We start from the raw sequence: 19877 nt of genomic DNA, 5'->3' as shown, positions 1-19877 counted from the left end.
CTCACCCGGAGGGCCGCGTCCGGCGGGCGCGGCGGCGGCCCCGGGACCACCCTGGTCGCATGAGCCCGAAGACCTCGGCGAAGCGGGATCGGACCGGCAGCCGGCGCGGTGTGCTGCTGACCCCCGGCAGGATCGCCGTGCTGCTGCTCGGCGTCCTCGGCCTGGTCTTCGTCTTCGAGAACACCCGCGCCACCGAGATCCGGTTCCTGGTCCCCGTGGTCACCACACCCCTGTGGATCGCCCTGCTCGCCACCGGGCTCATCGGCGCGCTCTGCGGGGCGTATTTCATGAAACGCCGGAGCTAGCTCCGCGTAGGGTGACTGGATGCCGCACACCGCTTCCCGCTATCTCGCCGAGGGCCCCCGCGTGGGCATCCGCCACTTCACCTACGAGGACGGCGCCGAGTTCATCGCCCGGGCCAGGGAGAGCAAGGACCTCCACCAGCCCTGGCTGTTCCCGCCCGCCACGGACGCGGCCTACGCCGGCTACGCGGGGCGGCTGATCGAGGACCGCAGCAAGGCCGGGTTCCTGGTCTGCGAGAAGGGGGCCGGGGAGCGCGACGGGGCGATCGCCGGGTTCATCAACATCAACAACATCGTCGAGGGCGGCTTCCAGTGCGGAGCGCTCGGCTACGGCGTGTTCGCGCACGCCGCCGGGCGCGGGCTGATGCGCGAGGCGATGGGCCTGGTCGTGGACTACGCCTTCGGGCCGATGCGGCTGCACCGGCTGGAGATCAACGCCCAGCCCGGCAACGCCGCGTCCATCGCGCTCGCCCGCGGTGCCGGGTTCCGGCTGGAGGGCTTCTCGCCGAACATGATCTACATCGACGGGGCCTGGCGGGACCACGAACGCTGGGCGATCACGGCGGAGATGCGGTCCACCGGCTGACCTTTGCGCAATCCTGACCGGCGGCTCCCCTGGCCAGCTCACCCGGTGCCGGGTTCCATGGTGATCGTGACGAGGATCCGACGTGAGGTACTGACCCTGCCCGCGGCGGAGTTGGGCCCGGACAACCCGCTGCCGCCGCTCCGCCCCCTTGAGGAGATCCACCGCGTCGACGAGCGGGACCGGGAGGAGCTGCCGCGGGACATGGCCCGGCAGCTCGGCTACGAACCGCTGCACAGTCTCCTCCCGGTACGGGTCCGCGACGGCTACGGCAGAGCCCGCACGCCCCGTGAGCTCGACGCCCTCGTGATCGAGAACGACCGGCTGCGCGCCACCGTCCTGCCCGGCCTCGGCGGCCGCGTCGCCTCCCTCGTCCACCTGCCCACCGGCCGCGAACTCCTCCACCGCAACCCGGTGTTCCAGCCCGCCAACCTCGCCCTCAACGGCGCCTGGTACGCCGGTGGCATCGAGTGGAACATCGGCGCCACCGGCCACACCACCCTCTCCTGCGCCCCGCTCCACGCGGCCCGCGTGCCCGCCCCCGACGGCGGGGAGATGCTCCGGCTGTGGGAGTGGGAACGGCTGCGCGACCTGCCCTTCCAGGTGGACCTGTGGCTGCCGGACGGCTCCGACTTCCTGTACGCCGGCGTCCGCGTCCGCAACCCGCACGAACACCCGGTGCCGCTCTACTGGTGGTCCAACACGGCCGTGCCCGAGGACCACCGGATCGTGGTCCCGGCCGAGGAGGCCTGGGAGTTCGGGCCCGAGCGCCGACTGCACCGGGTGCCCGTTCCGGCGCACGTCGCCCAACACCCCTACCCCGCCGACTGGTTCTACGACATCCAGGACGGGCGGCGCCGCTGGATCGCCGCACTCGACGCCGACGGACACGGCCTGGTGCAGACCTCCACCGACGAACTGCGCGGCCGGACACAGTTCGTGTGGGGCTCGGGGCCCGGTGGCCGGCGCTGGCAGGAGTGGCTCGGCGGACCCGGCACCGGCGGCTACCGCGAGATCCAGGCCGGACTGGCCCGCACCCAGCTGGAACACGTCCGCCTCGACGCGGAGAGCGAGGTCTGCTGGCTGGAGGCGTACGGCCCGCTGCCGGCGGCACCGCAGGACGTCGAGGAGCGGCTGGAACTCGCCCTGCCACGCGCCGAGTTCGACGCCGCGCACGCCGCCTGGAAGCCGTACGCCGACACCGAACCCGGCGAACTCCTCGCCACCGGCTCCGGCTGGGGCGCCCTCGAAGTGCTCCGCGCCGACTGGAAACTGCCCGGCACGCCCTTCACCGAGCCGACGCTGACCGAGGAACAGGCCCCCTGGCGGGAACTGCTGCGCACCGGCACCCTGCCCGAACCCCGCCGGGTACGGCCGCCCGGACCGACCCTGGTCGCCCCGCACTGGCGCGACATGCTGGAGACGGCCCCCGCCACCCCGCACACCGAGTACCACCTCGGCGTCGCCCAGTGGCACGCCGGCGACCGTGCCCAGGCCGTCCGCAGCTGGGAACGGGCCCTCCCGCTCGCCCCGTCCCTCTGGCCGCTGCTGCGCTGTCTCGCCGTCGCCGACCAGGAGCACGGGCACCACGAGCGGGCCGCCGAGCGGTACGCCGACGCCTTCGACGACCTGTGCCGGGAGCGCCGCGACGACGGCGAGACGTGGACCGCGGCCTGCGCGGCGCTCGGCCGCGAGGCCGTCGAGGCACTGCTACGGGTACGGCGGGTCGCGGACGCCCGCGCCGTGTGGGAGGCCCTGCTGCCCGCGACCCGGGAGCGCGGCCGCTTCCGGCTCCTGGAGGCGGAGCTGCTCCTCGCGGAGGGCCGGCGGACGGCGGCCCGGGCCGTGTTCGACGCCGGGTTCGAGGTCGCCGACCTGCGGGAGGGGTCGGAGGCGATCGGCCGGCTGTGGGCGCGGCTCGGTGACGAGCCGCTGCCCGCCCGGTACGACTTCCGGATGCGGCCGCAGGGCCTTTGATCAGTCCTGGTGCTGGTCGACGTACTCGAACACCGAGCCGTCCGGGTGCATCGCGAGCAGATTGCGGCCGACGGGCGTGGCCACCGGCCCCGCGATGATCCGGGCGCCGAGGTCGTCCAGCAGGCGGCGGGCCGCGTCGACGTCCTTCACCGCGATCGTCGCGGCCACCTTGCGCAGCACCTCCAGCTCCGCCTCGGGTCCGCTCATCAGAAGGAAGGAGCCGACCGCGGCGACCTGGACGCCGCCGCGCTCGAAACGAGCGGCTCTGCCGCCGGAGAGGCGTTCGTAGAACGGGATCGCGGTATCGAGGTCGTCGACGCAGATGCGCAGGGAGGCGCCCAGAATCTCCATGCCCACGAGCCTAGTTGCCGGGGGCCGGGACGGCGTCATGTCCGGTGATCTCCTGGTACGGCCTTTCCGGGTCGGCGGGGTGGCCCAGGATGTCGCTGCCAGCTGCGGGCCGGTGGGGGCTGGTCGCGCCCACGCGGCGGCAGCCGCATATGGACACAGTCCCGCGCCTCTACGGGGGCGCGCTTGCGCCGTGGGGAGGGGGAGCTTCGACGCGCGGTGTTTGGGGCCCCCGCCTAGGGTTACCTGGTACGGCCTGGATCTCGCCGTGTCCTTGGAGGCGCACCGTGAGGCGTCGACCCCGGAACGTGACCGCACCGAGATCGCCCTGCCGACCCCACCGGCCGCCCCGGTGCCCCCGATCCGGCACGGACCGTCCCCGGAAGGAGCCTCATGAACACCGCCGAACTCGTCGAACTCGCCCAGCAGTTGCGCGTGGACAGCGTGCGGGCGGCCGCCGCGGCCGAGTCCGGGCATCCCACCTCGTCGATGTCCGCCGCCGATCTGATGGCGGTCCTGCTCGCCCGCCATCTGCGCTACGACTTCGAGCGGCCCGGCCACCCCGGCAACGACCGCTTCGTCCTCTCCAAGGGCCACGCCTCGCCGCTGCTGTACGCCGCCTACAAGGCGGCCGGCGCCATCGACGACGCCGAACTGCTCACCTTCCGGCAGCTCGGCAGCCATCTGGAGGGGCACCCCACCCCGCGCCGGCTGCCGTGGGTGGAGACCGCCACCGGCTCCCTCGGCCAGGGCCTGCCGGTCGGTGTCGGCATCGCGCTGTCCGGGAAGCGGCTGGAGCACGCCCGCTACCGGGTCTGGGTGCTGTGCGGGGACAGCGAGCTGGCGGAGGGCTCCGTGTGGGAGGCCGTCGAGCACGCCGGGTACGAGCACCTGGACAACCTCACCACGATCGTGGACGTCAACCGGCTCGGCCAGCGCGGACCCACCCGGCACGGCCATGACCTCGATGCCTACGCCCGCCGCTTCCAGGCCTTCGGCTGGCACACCGTGGAGATCGACGGGCACGACGTGGACGCCGTCGACCGCGCCTGCGGCGAGGCCGAGGCCACCGCCGGACAGCCCACCGTGATCCTCGCCCGCACCCGCAAGGGCAGGGGCGTCGCCGCCGTCGAGGACCGCGAGGGCATGCACGGCAAGCCGTTGCCGCACGCCGAGGAGGCCATCGCCGAACTCGGCGGAGTGCGGGACCTGCACGTTCATGTGGAGGAGCCGCCGGCGGCCCGTGCGCTGCACTCGGTGCCCACGGGACCGATCGAACTCCCGCGCTACGACAGGGGTGACGAGGTCCCCACCCGCGATGCCTTCGGGAAGGCGCTCGTCGCGCTCGGCCACGCCCGCGCCGACGTCGTCGCGCTGGACGGCGAGGTCGGCGACTCCACCCGCACCGAGCTGTTCGGCAAGGAACACCCCGACCGCTACTTCGAGTTCTACATCGCCGAACAGCAACTGGTGGCCGCCGCCGTCGGTATGGCCACCCGAGGCTGGGTGCCGTACGCCGCCACCTTCGCCGCCTTCCTCACCCGGGCCTACGACTTCGTCCGCATGGCCGCCGTCAGCGGCAGCGGGATCAACCTGGTCGGCTCGCACGCGGGCGTGGCCATCGGGCAGGACGGGCCGTCCCAGATGGGCCTGGAGGACCTGGCGATGTTCCGCGCGGTGTACGGCTCGACCGTGCTCTATCCGTGCGACGCCAACCAGACCGCCAAGCTCGTCGCGGCCATGGCCGGGCTCGACGGCATCCGCTATCTGCGCACCTCGCGCGGTGCGAGCCCGGTGATCTACGGCCCGGACGAGGAGTTCCCGGTGGGCGGCAGCAAGGTGCTGCGCTCCTCCGAGGAGGACCGGCTGACCGTGGTCGCCGCCGGGGTCACCCTGCACGAGGCGCTGAAGGCCGCCGACCTGCTCGCCGAGGACGGCATCCGGATCCGGGTCGTCGACCTGTACTCCGTCAAGCCCGTCGACCGGCGGACGCTGCGCCGCGCCGCCGCGGAGACCGGCTGTCTGCTCACCGTCGAGGACCACCACGAGGAGGGCGGGCTCGGCGACGCGGTCGTGGAGGCGTTCACCGACGGCAGGCCCGTACCGCGGCTGGTCCGGCTAGGCGTGCGCACCATGCCTGGTTCGGCCGCGCCCGACCAGCAGCTGCACGCCGCCGGGATCGACGCCGATGCGATCGCGGAGGCCGGGCGGCTGCTGGTCGGGGAGGCGGTCGTGCGCTGAGATGCGGACTCCGGCCGCGCTCGGTGCCAGACGGAGGACCATGAGGAGGCCCAGGAAAAGGGCCGGGAGAAGGGCCGGGGAAGGGCCAGGAGGAGGACAGATGACAGCACAGGGCGGACTCCGGTACGTGTACGCCGTCTGCCGTCCGTTCGCGGCGGCCCTGCAGGCCCAGCTCACCGGCGTGGCCGGCGCCCCGCCGGGACTCCTCAGGCACCATGGCCTGGTCGCCGTCGTCAGTACCGTCCCGGAGGGGGACTTCGCCGACGAGCCGCTGCGGGACCATCTGGCGGACCCGGAGTGGCTGGCCGCGACCGCCCGTGCCCACCAGGGCGTGATCGACGCGCTCACCACGGTCACCACGCCGCTGCCGCTCGGGCCGGCCACGGTCTTCCGGGACGACAGCGGCGTACGGACCATGATGGAGGCCCGCGAGGCCTACTTCCTGCAGACCCTCGACCGGCTCGAAGGGCGGGTCGAGTGGGGTGTGCGGGTGTACATCCCCGTCGGCCCGCCCGAGACGGCACGGGCCACCGAGGAATTCGCCCGTATTCTGCACGAGCGGCTTTCCGGGCGCGCCGAGGATTCCAGGCTTTTCGGGACGTCCGCGCAGAGACTGCTCGACGCTGCCTATCTGGTGCCGCGCGCGGATTCCGAGGAGTTCGTGGAACTGGTCGACCGCGCGAAGGACACGGCACCGGAAATACGGGTGGAACTCACCGGGCCCTGGGCGGCCTATTCCTTCACGGAACCGACCGCCGAGTCGACGGGGCCGGCAGCGCGTAACTGATTCCGGCCCCGTCGGCCGGTGACGTCACCACCGGTACCAGCGGCCCCTGCCGCCGGCGCCGGTCGTGCCGTGGACCAGGAATCCGAGGAGCCACAGCACGAGCACGACGAGCGCGATCCACCAGAGCAGTTTCACCGCGAATCCGGCACCGAAGAGAACCAGAACCAGAAGCAGTACCAGCAGGATGGGAACCATGGTGTGAACCTCCTGCAAAGCGGGTTTCCTGGAATCCGCGGATCAGGCTCACTTACGGCAGAGAATTTCTCCGTGCAGTACGGCGAACCAGCCGTCCTCCTGCCCCGCCCACGCCCGCCAGGCCGCCGCGATCGCCTGCAGCTGCTCCGTGGTCGCGTGGCCGCCCTCGATGGCCCGCTCGGCGTAGGATGAGGCGACCGTGCGGTCCGCCCACAGCCCGCCCCACCAGGCCCGCTCCTCGGCCGTGCTGTACGTCCAGGTGCCTGAGGTGGCCGTGATGTCGGTGAGCCCCGCCGCCAGTGCCCAGGACTTCAGCCGCCGCCCGGCGTCCGGTTCGCCCCCGTTGGCGCGGGCCACCCGCCGGTACAGCTCCAGCCAGTCGTCCAGCCCGGGCACCGCCGGGTACCAGGTCATCGCCGCGTAGTCGCCGTCGCGCGCGGCGATGAAGCCGCCGGGCTTGGTGACCCGGCGCATCTCGCGCAGCGCCTGCACCGGGTCGCCCACGTGCTGGAGCACCTGGTGGGCGTGGACCACGCAGAACGTGTCGTCCGGGTAGTCCAGCGCGTGGACGTCGGCGACCGCGAAGTCCACGTTCGTCAGCCCGCGCCCGGCGGCGGTCGCCCGGGCCTGCTCCAGGATGCCCGGCACGTAGTCGACGCCGGTGACATGGCCGTCGGGGACCAGTGCGGCCAGGTCGGCGGTGATGGTGCCGGGGCCGCAGCCGATGTCCAGGATCTTCATGTGGGGCTTGAGCGAACCGGCCAGATAGGCGGCCGAGTTGGCGACGGTTCGCGAGGTGTGGGAACGGAGCACCGACTCGTGGTGCCCGTGCGTGTAGACAGCGGTCTCCTGCGGCTTCGACATGGCTCGACCCCTTCGCGTCACACCGGCGGACGGGGCCGGACGACCCCGCCTCGCGGTATCCGCAACGCTACGCTCGCATGCCGAATGATGAGACCCGCGTTTCGAGATGTGGACTGACGGCTCGTCATGACGGCTGGGTGGGTGTGTCAGGGCAGCGGCCGGTGCACGGTCAGTGCCTCCGGTAGCTTCTTCACGGTCATCTCGCCCGCCACATCGGTGACTTCACCGTCGTACGCGAGCGGTGTGCGGGCCGCCGTGCACCACGCGTACGTCGAGCTGCCCGTCCGCCAGGTCGGTGCGGCGGCCCGGGGTCATGGCCAGTCGGTGGTACAGGCAGTTGCCGACGAACCGCAGCCACAACGGGTGGGTCTCGCCCCGCAGTTCGACCCGGAACGGATGACGGTCCGTGCGCAGCACGCGCAGCACGGCCGGCGCCTCGGCGGGCCAGGCGCCGATGCGGTGCGACCAGCGTTCACGCTCCCGAACCAGCTCCGGATAGACGCCCAAACTCGGCGTGTTGAGGAAGACGCCCTCCCGGTCGCCGGAGGTGAAGCGGCCGACGTCCACCCGGACCGCCTCGCCCTCGCGCACCGCCCGGCCGAGGTCCCGGCCGTCCGCCAGGCAGCAGCCGAACCGGTAGACCTCAAGCCATGCCGATCTGCCCTGGCCGGCTGGTCAGCTGCTCACGCACAGCGGGGGAACCCAACTGAACCAGTCAGGTCAAGGGAGTTCCGCCGAGGCGTCCCGGCTGGCCAGGGCGGCTTGGCGGGCCTGGAACAGGGCCCGGAGCGCTTCCTGTGCGCCGCCGCGGTCCAGTTCGGGCTCCTGGGCGAGGAGCAGACGGGCCTTGGCCTCGACGTCGCCCCAGGCGCGGCGGCTGCGCCGGTTGGCCGCGCACCTCACGTCACTGCGGAGGAAGCCCGAGCCGGCCGAGAGCCCGGCCGAGACCAGCGCCAGTAGGGCCGCGGGGACGCGGGCTTCCGCCGACGCGAGTCCGGCGGCCCCGGAGACGCCGGCGAGGACGGCAGCCGGGAAGCCGAGCCCGATGTCGACGACGGTCCAGAAGCCCACGCGCCGGTCCGCGTTGCGCAGTTCGCGCCGCGCCTCTTCCAGGAGGCGCTCCGCCTCGGCCCGCAGGCGTGTCGGTGCGCTCGGTGGGACTCCGTTCTGCTGCGGCATGTCGGCATCGGTCACTGCCCAAGGATTCCAGCCGGGCGGCCGGTGCGACAGCCGAACATCATTCCCTTGAGGGAACGGAACACCTCCACCGGCGCCACCGCCGCGCCCCCTGCCGGGGACTCCAGGGCGACCCCGGTCGCGAAGGCGGCCGTCGGCACAGCCGGGAGTCGAGGGCGAGCAGCCGGTCGCGCAGCGCGTGTCGGCCGGGCTTCGGGACGGTGAGGTCGACGTCTGGGCTCATGCGGGTGCGGTTACCCTGAGGTGGCACTTTCCTGCCGGCACGCGGTGCGGTCGAGTGAGAGGAACCCTGGATGCGCCTGCTCCTCATACGTCACGGGCAGACCCCGACCAACGTCGACTTCCTGCTCGACACCGCGGTACCGGGTCCCGGTCTGACCGTCCTCGGCGAGCAGCAGGCGGCGGCCCTCCCCGGGGCTCTCGCCGGCGAGGACATCGCGGCCCTCTACGTCTCCACCCTGACCCGCACTCAGCTCACCGCCGCCCCGCTGGCCGCCGCCCGTGGTCTCGAACCGGTCGTCCGCGACGGCATCCGGGAGGTCTCCGCCGGCGACCTGGAGCTGCTGCCCGGCCACTCCGAGCGGGGCGAGGAGTACATGCGGACCGTGTTCGCCTGGGCGGCCGGGGACACCGCGCTGCGTATGCCCGGCGGGGAGACCGGGGACGAGGCGCTGGGCCGCTACGACGCCGTGATCGCCGAGGCCGCCGCGAGCGGCGCCGGGACGGTCGCCATGATCAGCCACGGCGCCGCGATCCGCCTCTGGACCGCGGCCCGCGCCGACAACGTCGACGTCCCCTACGCGGCCTCCCGCCCCCTCGACAACACCGGCGTGGTGATCCTGGAGGGCTCCCCGGCGGACGGCTGGAAGGCCCTGTCGTGGGAGGGCGCGGTGGTGGAGCCGGCGGGGGCGAGTGGGCCGACGGGGGAGCCGGTGGAGTAGGGGCGGCGAGGAGTTCCGGGTGCGGCCCGGTGGGGGCTGGTCGCGCAGTTCCCCGCGCCCCTGAAGGGGCGCTCGCCGTGGCGCCCTTCTTTCGGGGGCGCGGGGAACTGCGCGAGCAACCACGACGCACCCGCAGCCGACGACGTCGGGCCCATAACGGTTTGCCCCAGGGCGTGGGTGCCCCGCAGAATCCCTGACCATGGGACATCTGGAAGCCGCACACCTCGAGTACTACCTCCCCGACGGGAGGGCGCTGCTCGGCGATGTGTCGTTCCGGGTGGGCGAGGGGGCTGCCGTCGCCCTCGTCGGACCCAACGGCGCCGGCAAGACCACCCTCCTGCGGCTGATCTCCGGCGAGCTGAAACCGCACGGCGGGACGGTGGCCGTGAGCGGCGGTCTCGGGGTGATGCGCCAGTTCGTGGGTTCCGTACGGGACGAGACGACCGTGCGTGACCTGCTGGTGTCCGTCGCACCGCCCGGGATCCGGGAGGCCGCGCAGACCGTCGACCGGGCCGAGCACGGCATCATGACCGTCGACGACGAGGCGGCCCAGCTGCGGTACGCGCAGGCCCTCGCCGACTGGGCCGAGGTGCGCGGGTACGAGCACGAGACCCTCTGGGACATGTGCACCACGGCCGCGCTCGGGGTGCCGTACGAGAAGGCCCAGTGGCGGCAGGTGCGCACGCTCTCCGGCGGTGAGCAGAAGCGGCTGGTGCTGGAGGCGCTGTTCCGGGGCACCGACCAGGTGCTGCTGCTCGACGAGCCGGACAACTACCTGGACGTGCCCGGCAAACGCTGGCTGGAACAGCAGCTGAAGGAGACCCGCAAGACGGTCCTGTTCGTCTCCCATGACCGCGAACTCCTCGCCCGCTCCGCCGAGAAGATCATCTCCGTGGAGCCCTCGCCGACCGGCGCCGACGCCTGGGTGCACGGCGGCGGCTTCGCCACCTACCACGAGGCCCGGCGTGAACGCTTCGCCCGCTTCGAGGAGTTGCGCCGCCGCTGGGACGAGAAGCACGCCCAGCTGAAGAAGCTGGTGCTGAACCTCCGCCAGGCCGCCTCGATCTCCCACGAGCTGGCGTCCCGGTACGCGGCCGCCCAGACCCGCCTGCGCAAGTTCGAGGAGGCCGGCCCGCCGCCCGAGCCGCCGCGCGAGCAGGACATCAGGATGCGCATCAAGGGCGGCCGTACCGGCGTCCGCGCCGTCACCTGCGCGCAGCTCGAACTCACCGGCCTGATGAAACCCTTCGACCTGGAGGTCTTCTACGGCGAACGGGTCGCCGTCCTCGGCTCCAACGGCTCCGGCAAGTCGCACTTCCTGCGGCTGCTGGCCGGCGAGGACGTGGCGCACACGGGGGCGTGGAAGCTGGGCGCGCGAGTGGTGCCCGGGCACTTCGCGCAGACCCACGCCCACCCCGAGCTGGAGCGCCGCACGCTGCTGGACATCCTGTGGACGGAGCACTCCCAGGACCGCGGCGCGGCGATGTCCCGGCTGCGCCGCTACGAACTCACCCAGCAGTCCGAACAGAACTTCGAGCGGCTGTCGGGCGGCCAGCAGGCCCGGTTCCAGATCCTCTTGCTGGAGCTACAGGGTGTAACAGCACTGCTCCTGGACGAGCCGACCGACAACCTCGACCTGGAGTCCGCCGAGGCCCTCCAGGAGGGTCTGGAGGCGTTCGACGGCACGGTGCTCGCCGTCACCCACGACCGCTGGTTCGCCCGCTCCTTCGACCGCTACCTGGTCTTCGGCAGCGACGGCCGGGTCCGTGAGACCCCGGAACCGGTGTGGGACGAGCGCCGGGTGGAACGGGTGCGGTAGATGGGGCGCGGCAGCGAGGCGCGGTAGGGAGGCCCGCGCGCCCGGATGTTCGTACAGTGGAGGCAGGAATCCGGACCGCCGGGACCCACACGACGAGCGGGGTACCACCATGACCGGAGTCGACCCCAGCCGGCTGGACGACCAGCAGCTCATGAAGGAGCTGGAGACCATCCACCGGACGCGCCACGACACCCTGCTGTACGGCTCGAACGACGCGCTGCGGGCCCACAACGAGCGCATGGCCCAGCTGGAGGGCGAGTACCTGCGCCGTCATCCGCGCCGTCTCGTCGCCGCCGGCCGCACCCGGGAGGGCGCCCGCGAGCGGAACTGCGCCGAGGCGGCCGCGCCGGGCGCCTCCGCGAGCTGAGGCCGCAGTACCGGAGCACCGAACGACTCCGCCGACGTCTCGCCGACCACCTCGTACACCGGTGTGGTCTCCGCCTTGCCCGGTGCCGTACCCGACTCGCCGGAACCGGACCATGGCGTCACTCGAAAGAGGGCGCATGTCCTGCGAATGGGGTCCGGCCGCGCGCGGCCGGGCGTGGGGCGGGCTGTGATGGCTGCGGGGGTACGGGCCCCGTGCCTCCGAGTCGTCCGTGCAAGGAGCTCCTCCCATGCGCCGCACCGTTCGCGCCCTGTCCGTCGCCGTCCTGACGGGTGCCGCGTTCGGCGCCACCGGTACGGCCGTCGCGGCCGCCGATCCCGCCGCCGAGGTCAGCCCCGGCAGCGCCCGGCCCGGCGCCACCGTCATCGTCTCCGTGACCTGCGAGAAGGCCGACGGCCGGGGCACCGGGCAGGTCCCCTCGGCCATCGACGCCACGTCGTCGGCGTTCGCCGGGCGCACCGTGCGGCTGGCCAGGGTCGACCAGGGCGGCGGACTCCTCTACCGGGGCACCGCCCAGGTCGTCTCCGGGGACAAGCCAGGGAGCTACACGGAGGGCGACGCGGCGGCTGGTGACGTGGCCGGGGGCGCGGCGGGTGCCGGGCACGCCGGCACCTGGACCGTCGACGGGACCTGCCCGGCGGCGAGCGGAGCGCGGGCACGGCCCTGGAGCACGCACCTGGCGGTCGCCCGGGAGGACGTGGGCACGGCTGTCGCCGGCGACGGCGGCACGCCTTTCACGGGCGACGGCGGCACGGCTTCGGTGGGCGGCGGCGGCACGGTTCTCCAGGGCGGCGGTGGCGCCATGCCGCAGGTCGGCGGCGGCACGGCGGCCCAGGGGGACGGAGGAACGGTCGCTCACGGGGACGACGGCACGGTCACCGGCGGGGACTACGGAATGGCCGCGCGCGGCGACGACGGCATGTTCACCCGTGGTGACGAGGGCACGGCTCCTCGTGGTGACGAGGGCACGGCTCCTCGTGGTGACGAGGGCACGGCTCCTCGTGGTGACGAGGGCACCGCTCCTCGTGGTGACGAGGGCACCGCTCCTCGTGGTGACGAGGGCACCGCTGCCCGCGGAGACGACGGAGGGGCCTCGCGCGGGAACGGCGGAATGACCCCTCGCGGTGACGACGGCGCGGCCTCCCGCGGCGACGGGGATGCCGTGGATCCTCCGGGCGAGGGCGGTGACGTCCCCCGGGGGAACGGTGAACGGCCCTGCGCCGGGGGACAGCAGTCGTGCGGCGGCGGCGACCGGCAGGAGTGCGGCGGGGCGCACGGCGGTGACGGCTCCTGTGCGGTGGCGGGAGTGCAGCACGGGGTGGAGGCAGGGGACGGGGGCGCCTACGACACGTCCGTACCGGCGCTGGTCGCGGGCGGGATGCTGATCGCGGCCGCCTGCTGCGGCGCCGCCTACCGGGTGTGGGGCGGCAGGCCGGACCGGCTGTGGGGCGGAAGGTCCGGCGCGGACGGGTGACCGGACCGCCACCGGGTACCCCGGCCGAACACTCCGGCACCGTACGCACGACCCGACGACGGAGCACGGCCCGGCCCGGACAGCACACGGCACCACGGACTGCGCGGAGGCGGACATGCGGCGGACGGATCCCGGGGGCCACCGACCGGCGAACGGCACCTCCCCCGAGGAGAGCGAGCCGGCGGCGCCCGAGGGCCACGGGCCCGTCCGCTACGGGCCGCCCCTGCCCGACGACGGGCTGCCCGTCCTGCCCGAGCTCTCCGCCGTACTGGCCGCCGCGGCGAACCGGGGCGCGGAGGAGCCCGTCGGCGGCGGACCGGCGCTGCTGGACGCGGCCTGCGGCTACTGGGAACGCCGCGGACTGCCCGCCCCGCCCGACCGGGTGACCGCAGGCCCCGGTGCCCCCGCCCTGCTGCTGGCGCTCACCGCCGCGCTCGGCGGTGACGTCATGGTGCCGCGCCCCTGCGCCGCCTGGTGGGCGCCGTACGCCAGACTCCTCGGCCGGCCCGTCTTCCACGTGCCCACCCCGGCCGAGTCCGGAGGCGCGCCCGACCCGTACGCGCTGCTGGAGACCGTGCGCCGGGTCCGGGACGAGGGCGGCGACCCCCGGCTGCTCGTGCTCTCCGTCGCCGACGACCCCACCGCCACCGTCGCCCCGCCCGAACTGCTGCACGAGACCGTGGAGGCCGCGACCGGCGCGGGACTGCACCTGGTCAGCGACGAGACCTGGCGCGACACCCTGCACGCCCCCCACGCCACCGTGCTGCTCAGCCCCGCCGAGATGCTCCCGGACCGGGTCACCGTCGTCACCGACCTGGCCGGTGCCCTGCTGCCGGCCGGCTGGCCCGCCGCCGTCGCTAGGTTCCCCGAGGGCGCCACCGGTACCGCCCTGCACGCGCGCGTGCTCGACATCCTCACGGCACTGGGCGCCCGCCTCGCGGGGCCGGTCGCGGTCGCCGCGGGCTACGCGCTCGACGAGCCAGGGCCCGTCACCGCCCGCCGGGAGGCCGTCGTACGGCTGCACGCGCGCGTGGCCGCCGCCGCGCACACCGCGGTCGTCGCCGGCGGCGCCCTGGCCCGGCCCCCGCAGGCCGGCCGTCACCTGTACGCCGACCTGGAGCCGCTGCGCGCCGGGCTCGGCATCCACGGGGTCGGCGACGCACAGGAGTTGGAGGACTTCCTGACCGCCCGGCTCGGCCTGCCCGCACCCGGCGGCCACCGTTTCGGCGACGACCTCGGCGCGCTGCGCGTCCGGCTCGCCACCGGGCCGCTGCTGGGCGCCACCGACGCGGAACGCCTGGAATGCCTCACGTCACCCACACCGTTGGAACTGCCACATGTGCAACGCGCGTTGATGTCGTTGAGGTCCGTACTCGACGATCTCCGCGACGACGCTCAGCGATGGGAGCCTCCTCGATGACGCAGCAGACGCATGAGTCAGGGTCCGCGACGACGACTGCCACCACAACGCCTGCCACCACGACGACTGCCCTCACGACGCCTGCCACGACGACCAGAGAAGCCGGTACCTCCGCGGCCCCGTTTCCCCCGCTCGCCGAACCCCGCCCGCTGGGCGAACTCCGGGTCTGGCCGCGGACCTTCCACGACCGTCTGACCGCCCCGCTGCCCGGCCTCAAGGCCATGGCCCGGTTCGCCCGCGAGGGCTCCGTCCGCCCCGGCCGCGAGGGCCTCGCCGACGTCCGCCGGCTGCCCTTCGAACCCGGCCCGTTGCCCCGCGTGGACGCCGGCACCGTCTCCGTCACCTGGGCGGGACACGCCAGTTGGGTCCTCCGGATCGGCGGCCTGACCGTCCTCACCGACCCGGTGTGGTCCCGCCGTATCCTCGGCACGCCCGCCCGCATCACCCCGGTCGGCGTCCCCTGGGAGACCCTGCCGCGCGTCGACGCGGTCGTCATCAGCCACAACCACTACGACCATCTCGACGCCCCCACCCTGCGCCGCCTGCCGCGCGACACCCCGGTGTTCGTGCCGGCCGGGCTCGGCCGCTGGTTCCGGCGCCGCCGTTTCACCACCGTCACCGAGCTGGACTGGTGGGAGGCGGCCGAACTGTCCGGGGTCCGCTTCGACTTCGTCCCCGCCCACCACTGGTCCAAGCGCACCCTCACCGACACCTGTCACAGCCTCTGGGGCGGCTGGGTCCTCACCGCCCCCGACGGCGGGCGCGTCTACTTCGCCGGCGACACGGGCTACGGCCACTGGTTCTCCCGCATCGGCCGCCGCTACCCCGGCATCGACCTCGCCCTGATGCCCATCGGCGCCTACGACCCCCGCTGGTGGCTCAGCGACGTCCACCTGGACCCGGAGGAGGCGGTACGGGCGACGGAGGACCTGGGCGCGAGGCACATGGCCCCCATGCACTGGGGCACCTTCATCCTCTCCGCGGAGCCGGTACTGGAGCCGCTGACGCGGGTACGGGCGGCCTGGGAGAAGGCGGGGCGGGAGCGGGAGGATCTGTGGGACCTGCCGGTGGGGGGATCAAGGGTTCTGGAGCGGACTTCAGTCCAAAGCGCCCTCGACTAGAGCGCCCCTTAAGGGGCGTGGGGCTGTGTCAATTTGCGGCTCCGCCGCGTGGGCGCGACCAGCCACAACGCCACCCGCACTCCGCAACGCACCCTCACCCGGCAGACCGAACCCGCCGCCACACACTCGGCGTCACACTGATGACCACCGTCAGCCCCACCGCCGCCACCACCCCTTCCCACGGCTCCGGAAACAACGACCCACCCAGAATCCCGATCACCTGATACGTCACCGCCCACGCCAGACACGCAGGCAGATTCCCCCGCGCGAACCGGCGCAACGGCCAGTCGGCCAGCAGACAGGCCAGCATCACCGGGATGCGCCCGGCCGGCACCAGCCGTGACAGCACCAGCACGGCAACCCCATGCTCGGCCAGCTTCGCCTGCGCCTGCTCCAGCCGCTCCTCCGGCGCCCGCGCCCGGATCGCCGCCAGCCACCGCGACCCGTTCTTCGACCCCATCCCGCGCCGCCCCAGCCAGTACAGCGCCGCATCCCCCAGGAAGGCCGCCAGCGACGCCGTCACGAACACCAGCGCCAGCGCGAACGGCGCCGTCTGATGGAACGCCACCACCGCCGCCGAGCTCACCAGCGCCCCCGTCGGCACCACCGGCACCAACGCCCCGATCAGCACCAGCAGGAACAGCGTCGGATACCCGATCGCCTGCTGCGTGGACTCGGTAGAGGTGGAGGTCGCCGCCGTGGAGCCGGCGGCGGCCGCCAGGACCACCAGCAGTCTCACCGTGCGACCTCCAGCCGCACGCTCTCCCCGTGGCCGAGCCTGTGCACCGCCACCTGCGGCGCGTACTCGGCGGCCAGGCGCACGAACTCCTCGCCCGGCGCATGGAATTCATGCGGGCGCACCGCGTCCATGCCGATCGGCCAGTAAGTCCCGTAGTGCACCGGCACCGCACTGCGCGGCGACAGCAGCGCCAGCGCCCGCGCCGCCCGGCCCGCGTCCAGATGCCCCTCGCCGAGATGCGGCCCCCACCCGCCGACCGGCAGCAGGGCCACGTCCACCGGCCCGACCGCCTCGGCCATCTCCTCGAACAGCCCGGTGTCCCCGGCGAAGTACGTCCGCGCCGCGCCCTCGACGACATATCCGAGGGCGGGGGAGCGGTGCGGGCCGACCGGCAGCCGACGCCCGTCGTGCCGCGCGGGCACCGCTCGTACGACGAGCGGGCCGACGTGTATCTCGTCGCCGACGTCCACCTCGGTGATCCGCAGCTGACGGAGCCGACGGAGCGCGGGGACCGCCCGTGGTGCGCCCCGGGGCACGAGCAGGCGCGTGCCCGGGGCGAGCCCGGCGAGCGAGGGCACGTGCAGATGGTCCGCGTGCAGGTGGGAGACGAGCGCGAGGTCCGCGCGACGGGCCTCGGGCGGCGGCGGGGCACCCCGGCGGCGCCGCAGGTGCGCGAGCCGGCGCGCGAACAGAGGATCGGTGAGCAGGCGTATGCCCGAATCCTCGATCGTGCAGGTGGCGTGACCCCACCAGGTGATCTCCACCGGCACCTCTTTGCCTCCTTCGCGCGACTCCCCGAAGCCTACGTGCAGGAGTAGGGTCGGCGGCGAAACCCGGAGGTGAGGGGGGACGCCATGGGACAGGTGCGGGGTGCCTCCGTCGGGCTGGTGCGGGTGACCGCGATCGCGAGTCTGACGCCCCTGGAGGAACTGGAGATCGACCCCTTCCTGGTCGACTCCCGCAGCCAGCACGCGATGTGCGCGCGCTGGGCCGTGGAACACGGGTACGTCATCGCCCGCGAACTCCTGGTCCGCGGCCTGCGCCACGACCACAGCGCCCTGTGGACGGGCGTCCGCCCGGGCCTCGACGTCTTTGTCGCCCCGAGCAGACGGGTCCTGGAGAGCGCGCTGTCGTCGGTCGAGGACTTCATGGCGGAGTGCGCGAGACGCGGGGTCCGGGTGGAGACGGTGGGCCGCGCGGAACCCCGTTACGACGCCCGGATGAAGGCCATGGTCCACCGCCGCCTGTCGATGCCGACGGCGGGCTACGACGGCAGGTAGGCCCCCCGCTCCCGCATTGATCGACGCTCACCCGTATCCGGCCCACAGCCGTGTGACAGTGTGGACGGCGGCAGACCCGCGGCCGGTGCGGGTCGCGGACGTGAGGTCGGTGGGGCGTGCGGTGGCGGCGGGTCGTCAGTCAGGTCGGACGGAGCGTCACGGTGTGGGCGGTCTCCACCGTCACCATGCTGGTCCTCGCCGGCATCCTGCCCGACTTCCAGCTCCAGTCCGCCGACGGTGACAGCGCCACCCGCATCGCCATGACCGCGGCCCTCGGCGCCGGCGCCTTCGGTGTGCTCTCGGCCGTGGTCTGGCCCCTTCTCGTACGGCTCCTGCTGCTCGTGCCGGCCCTCGTCCTCGGCCTGCTCGTCTTCTTCCTCAACGGCTCCCTCCTCCTCGTCGCCCTGCGCATCAACCCCTCCGGGCAGAGCGAGGCGGCGCCGGAGACCGCCGTGATCGTGGCCGCCGTGATGTCCGCCGTCGCCTCCGCCACCGGCGGTGCCCTCGCCGTCCGCGACGACGACGCCTACCGCCGCCGGCTCTCCCGCCTCGCCACCCGCCGCCGCAGATCCCGCCCGCCCTGTGCGGCCACCCCCGGCACCGTCTTCCTCCAGCTCGACGGAGTCGGCCACGACGTCCTCACCGCCGCGGTCGCCAAGGGCCTGATGCCGACCGTGGCCGGCTGGCTGGGCGCGGCGGAACAGCAGCCCGACAACCAGCCCACCCACCAGCCCACCCACCGGCTCACCCCCTGGCGCACCGACTGGTCCAGCCAGACCGGTGCCAGCCAGCTCGGCATCCTGCACGGCTCCAATTTCGACGTCCCCGCCTTCCGCTGGTACGAGAAGGAGCACCGGGAGGTGATGGTCTGCAACCGGCCGACCAGCGCCGCCGAACTCCAGCGCCGGGCGATCGAGCGCACCGCCGACGGAGGACTGCTCACCCTGGACGGTGCCAGCCGCGGCAACCTGTTCAGCGGCGGCGCCGACGAACAGGCCCTCGTCCTGTCGATAGCCACCCGCCGCCGCGGCCGGGAGAACCGTTCCCGCGCAGGCTACTTCGCGTACTTCTCCGACCCCGCCAACGCCGTCCGCACCGCGCTCTCCTTCTTCGCCGAGGTCGCCCGCGAGATCGGCCAGTCCGCCACGGCCCGGCTCCGCCGGCAGCGCCCGCGCGTCAAACGCGGCGGCCTCTACCCCTTCGTCCGCGCCTTCGCGACCGTCGTCGAACGCGACGTCGTGGTCGCCGCGGTCATGGGCGACCTGCTCGTCGGGCGCAGCGCCGTCTACGCTGACCTGGTCGCCTACGACGAGGTCGCCCACCACTCCGGCCCGCACAGCCGTGACGCCGAGAAGGTGCTGCAACGCCTGGACCGCGCCCTCGCCCTGATCGAGAAGGCCGCGGAGCACGCCCCCCGGCAGTACCGGATCGTCGTCCTCTCCGACCACGGCCAGAGCCCCGGCGAGACCTTCCACACCCGCTACGGCCTCAGCCTCGGTGATTTGGTCCGCGCCGGGTGCGGACTGCACGTGCCGCGGCGCGCCGAGCGCACGCACAGCGGCACGGAGGCACGGGCCGCCGTCCGCGCGGCGCTGCGCAGGCCGGTCGAGGAGGGCGGCGAGAAGCACCGGCCGACCCGGCGCTCGGAGCCGATCGTGCTCGCCTCCGGCAACCTCGGCCTGGTCTCCTTCCCGGACGTGCCGCACCGTATGACCAAGGAGGAACTGGACGCCCGCCACCCGGCGCTGCTCACCACCCTCGCCAACCATCCCGGCATCGGGTTCCTGCTCGTCCGCAGCGAGGAGCACGGCGGGGTGGTGCTCGGCGCGTACGGCGCGGAGATCCCGCTCGACCGGCTCGACGGCCCTGCGGGGCCGCTGGCCGTGTTCGGGGCGGGCGCCGCCGATGCCGTGCGGCGGACGCACGCCTTTCCGCACACCGCCGACATCATGGTGAACTCGTGGTACGACCCGGAGAGCGGCGAGGTGCTCGCGTTCGAGGAGCAGATCGGGTCGCACGGGGGACTGGGGGGTGCGCAGGGGCGGCCGTTCCTGTTGTCGCCGGTCTGCGTCTCCGCACCGGTGGAGGAGGGGGAGGAGCTGGTGGGGGCCGAGGCCGTGCACGGGGTGCTGCGGCGGTGGCTTCGGGAGGCGGACGGGCCGCAGGTTCCGTTGTCTGCGGAGGAGGAGAGGGCCGCGTAGTCG

General features: G+C 73.6%; 19 protein-coding genes and 1 pseudogene. 13 read left to right on the top strand and 7 right to left on the bottom strand.

Annotation, left to right across the window (positions count from 1 at the left end; all coding sequences use genetic code 11):
• The first annotated feature begins 59 nt into the window (after nt 1–59).
• Genes KVT45_RS15550 through KVT45_RS15540 form a run of 3 tightly spaced genes read left to right on the top strand, consistent with a single transcriptional unit; the run spans nt 60 to nt 2862 of the window.
• Nucleotides 60–305 carry a LapA family protein gene (locus KVT45_RS15550; RefSeq protein ID WP_217547856.1) on the top strand — a complete coding sequence of 82 codons (246 nt, stop codon included), beginning with the start codon at nt 60–62 and terminating at the stop codon, nt 303–305.
• Between the two features lie 19 nt (nt 306–324).
• Complete coding sequence (locus KVT45_RS15545; protein ID WP_217547855.1) at nt 325–888, top strand: GNAT family N-acetyltransferase; 564 nt, start codon at nt 325–327, stop codon at nt 886–888.
• A gap of 57 nt (nt 889–945) precedes the next feature.
• The gene (locus KVT45_RS15540; protein WP_217547853.1) at nt 946–2862 is read left to right on the top strand and encodes a DUF5107 domain-containing protein; all 1917 of its coding nucleotides are present in this window, start codon (nt 946–948) and stop codon (nt 2860–2862) included.
• Here KVT45_RS15540 and KVT45_RS15535 read toward each other — a convergent pair whose 3' ends face one another.
• Nucleotides 2863–3213: a VOC family protein gene (locus tag KVT45_RS15535; RefSeq protein WP_217547851.1), complete on the bottom strand. Its 351-nt coding sequence runs from the start codon at nt 3211–3213 to the stop codon at nt 2863–2865.
• Nucleotides 3214–3603: 390 nt separating this feature from the next.
• On the opposite strand from KVT45_RS15535, the gene KVT45_RS15530 reads away from it, so the two are divergent.
• A complete protein-coding gene (locus KVT45_RS15530) occupies nt 3604–5451 on the top strand; it encodes a transketolase (protein WP_217547850.1) in 1848 nt (615 codons plus the stop codon).
• 100 nt (nt 5452–5551) lie between these two features.
• Nucleotides 5552–6238, top strand: coding sequence for a GvpL/GvpF family gas vesicle protein (locus KVT45_RS15525; RefSeq protein WP_217547848.1), 687 nt, complete (start codon nt 5552–5554; stop codon nt 6236–6238).
• A 24-nt stretch (nt 6239–6262) separates the two neighbouring features.
• Here the strand turns inward: KVT45_RS15525 and KVT45_RS15520 are convergent, their stop codons facing one another.
• The 4 genes and pseudogenes from KVT45_RS15520 to KVT45_RS15505 form a co-directional block, all read right to left on the bottom strand.
• Nucleotides 6263–6433: a hydrophobic protein gene (locus tag KVT45_RS15520; protein ID WP_217547846.1), complete on the bottom strand. Its 171-nt coding sequence runs from the start codon at nt 6431–6433 to the stop codon at nt 6263–6265.
• A 48-nt stretch (nt 6434–6481) separates the two neighbouring features.
• Nucleotides 6482–7297: a class I SAM-dependent methyltransferase gene (locus KVT45_RS15515; RefSeq protein WP_217547844.1), complete on the bottom strand. Its 816-nt coding sequence runs from the start codon at nt 7295–7297 to the stop codon at nt 6482–6484.
• Between the two features lie 146 nt (nt 7298–7443).
• Nucleotides 7444–7918 (bottom strand): annotated as a pseudogene (locus tag KVT45_RS15510) (diacylglycerol kinase family protein); the annotation flags it as partial.
• A 99-nt stretch (nt 7919–8017) separates the two neighbouring features.
• On the bottom strand, nt 8018–8491 hold the full coding sequence (locus KVT45_RS15505) for a hypothetical protein (protein WP_308310734.1): 474 nt from the start codon (nt 8489–8491) through the stop codon (nt 8018–8020).
• A 296-nt stretch (nt 8492–8787) separates the two neighbouring features.
• Between KVT45_RS15505 and KVT45_RS15500 the strand changes: the two genes are divergently transcribed.
• From KVT45_RS15500 to KVT45_RS15475, 6 genes are all read left to right on the top strand, one after another.
• Complete coding sequence (locus tag KVT45_RS15500) at nt 8788–9435, top strand: histidine phosphatase family protein (RefSeq protein WP_217547843.1); 648 nt, start codon at nt 8788–8790, stop codon at nt 9433–9435.
• A gap of 199 nt (nt 9436–9634) precedes the next feature.
• On the top strand, nt 9635–11254 hold the full coding sequence (locus KVT45_RS15495; protein ID WP_217547841.1) for an ABC-F family ATP-binding cassette domain-containing protein: 1620 nt from the start codon (nt 9635–9637) through the stop codon (nt 11252–11254).
• Nucleotides 11255–11363: 109 nt separating this feature from the next.
• Nucleotides 11364–11621, top strand: a complete 258-nt coding sequence (locus KVT45_RS15490; RefSeq protein ID WP_217547840.1) for a DUF6158 family protein — start codon at nt 11364–11366, stop codon at nt 11619–11621.
• Between the two features lie 247 nt (nt 11622–11868).
• Nucleotides 11869–13113 (top strand): hypothetical protein, encoded by a 1245-nt coding sequence (locus tag KVT45_RS15485; RefSeq protein WP_217547838.1) that lies wholly within the window; start codon nt 11869–11871, stop codon nt 13111–13113.
• A gap of 115 nt (nt 13114–13228) precedes the next feature.
• Nucleotides 13229–14533, top strand: coding sequence for an aminotransferase class I/II-fold pyridoxal phosphate-dependent enzyme (locus KVT45_RS15480; RefSeq protein ID WP_217547837.1), 1305 nt, complete (start codon nt 13229–13231; stop codon nt 14531–14533).
• Nucleotides 14530–15654 (top strand): MBL fold metallo-hydrolase, encoded by a 1125-nt coding sequence (locus KVT45_RS15475; protein ID WP_217547835.1) that lies wholly within the window; start codon nt 14530–14532, stop codon nt 15652–15654. Before KVT45_RS15480 ends, KVT45_RS15475 begins: the two co-directional genes overlap by 4 nt.
• Before the next feature lie 94 nt (nt 15655–15748).
• Here the strand turns inward: KVT45_RS15475 and KVT45_RS15470 are convergent, their stop codons facing one another.
• Entirely contained in the window at nt 15749–16387 is a 639-nt protein-coding gene (locus KVT45_RS15470; RefSeq protein ID WP_254646868.1) for a DedA family protein, read from the bottom strand.
• A 2-nt stretch (nt 16388–16389) separates the two neighbouring features.
• Nucleotides 16390–17163 (bottom strand): MBL fold metallo-hydrolase, encoded by a 774-nt coding sequence (locus KVT45_RS15465; protein ID WP_217547833.1) that lies wholly within the window; start codon nt 17161–17163, stop codon nt 16390–16392.
• Between the two features lie 84 nt (nt 17164–17247).
• Between KVT45_RS15465 and KVT45_RS15460 the strand changes: the two genes are divergently transcribed.
• On the top strand, nt 17248–17673 hold the full coding sequence (locus KVT45_RS15460) for a hypothetical protein (protein WP_217547832.1): 426 nt from the start codon (nt 17248–17250) through the stop codon (nt 17671–17673).
• A gap of 161 nt (nt 17674–17834) precedes the next feature.
• Nucleotides 17835–19874, top strand: coding sequence for an alkaline phosphatase family protein (locus tag KVT45_RS15455; RefSeq protein WP_217547830.1), 2040 nt, complete (start codon nt 17835–17837; stop codon nt 19872–19874).
• Nucleotides 19875–19877: the final 3 nt, after the last annotated feature.

The organism is Streptomyces sp. GbtcB6 (assembly GCF_019091475.1).
Lineage (GTDB): Bacteria > Actinomycetota > Actinomycetes > Streptomycetales > Streptomycetaceae > Streptomyces > Streptomyces hyaluromycini.
The sequence above is the reverse complement of the archived record's forward strand: the minus strand, read 5'-3'. Positions and strand labels throughout refer to the sequence as shown.

Bases quoted from the DNA above. Each gene is read 5' to 3' on its own strand.
- KVT45_RS15550 (WP_217547856.1), top strand. From the start codon at position 60: ATGAGCCCGAAGACCTCGGCGAAGCGGGATCGGACCGGCAGCCGGCGC.
- KVT45_RS15545 (WP_217547855.1), top strand. From the start codon at position 325: ATGCCGCACACCGCTTCCCGCTATCTCGCCGAGGGCCCCCGCGTGGGC.
- KVT45_RS15540 (WP_217547853.1), top strand. From the start codon at position 946: ATGGTGATCGTGACGAGGATCCGACGTGAGGTACTGACCCTGCCCGCG.
- KVT45_RS15535 (WP_217547851.1), bottom strand. From the start codon at position 3,213: ATGGAGATTCTGGGCGCCTCCCTGCGCATCTGCGTCGACGACCTCGAT.
- KVT45_RS15530 (WP_217547850.1), top strand. From the start codon at position 3,604: ATGAACACCGCCGAACTCGTCGAACTCGCCCAGCAGTTGCGCGTGGAC.
- KVT45_RS15525 (WP_217547848.1), top strand. From the start codon at position 5,552: ATGACAGCACAGGGCGGACTCCGGTACGTGTACGCCGTCTGCCGTCCG.
- KVT45_RS15520 (WP_217547846.1), bottom strand. From the start codon at position 6,433: ATGGTTCCCATCCTGCTGGTACTGCTTCTGGTTCTGGTTCTCTTCGGT.
- KVT45_RS15515 (WP_217547844.1), bottom strand. From the start codon at position 7,297: ATGTCGAAGCCGCAGGAGACCGCTGTCTACACGCACGGGCACCACGAG.
- KVT45_RS15500 (WP_217547843.1), top strand. From the start codon at position 8,788: ATGCGCCTGCTCCTCATACGTCACGGGCAGACCCCGACCAACGTCGAC.
- KVT45_RS15495 (WP_217547841.1), top strand. From the start codon at position 9,635: ATGGGACATCTGGAAGCCGCACACCTCGAGTACTACCTCCCCGACGGG.
- KVT45_RS15490 (WP_217547840.1), top strand. From the start codon at position 11,364: ATGACCGGAGTCGACCCCAGCCGGCTGGACGACCAGCAGCTCATGAAG.
- KVT45_RS15485 (WP_217547838.1), top strand. From the start codon at position 11,869: ATGCGCCGCACCGTTCGCGCCCTGTCCGTCGCCGTCCTGACGGGTGCC.
- KVT45_RS15480 (WP_217547837.1), top strand. From the start codon at position 13,229: ATGCGGCGGACGGATCCCGGGGGCCACCGACCGGCGAACGGCACCTCC.
- KVT45_RS15475 (WP_217547835.1), top strand. From the start codon at position 14,530: ATGACGCAGCAGACGCATGAGTCAGGGTCCGCGACGACGACTGCCACC.
- KVT45_RS15460 (WP_217547832.1), top strand. From the start codon at position 17,248: ATGGGACAGGTGCGGGGTGCCTCCGTCGGGCTGGTGCGGGTGACCGCG.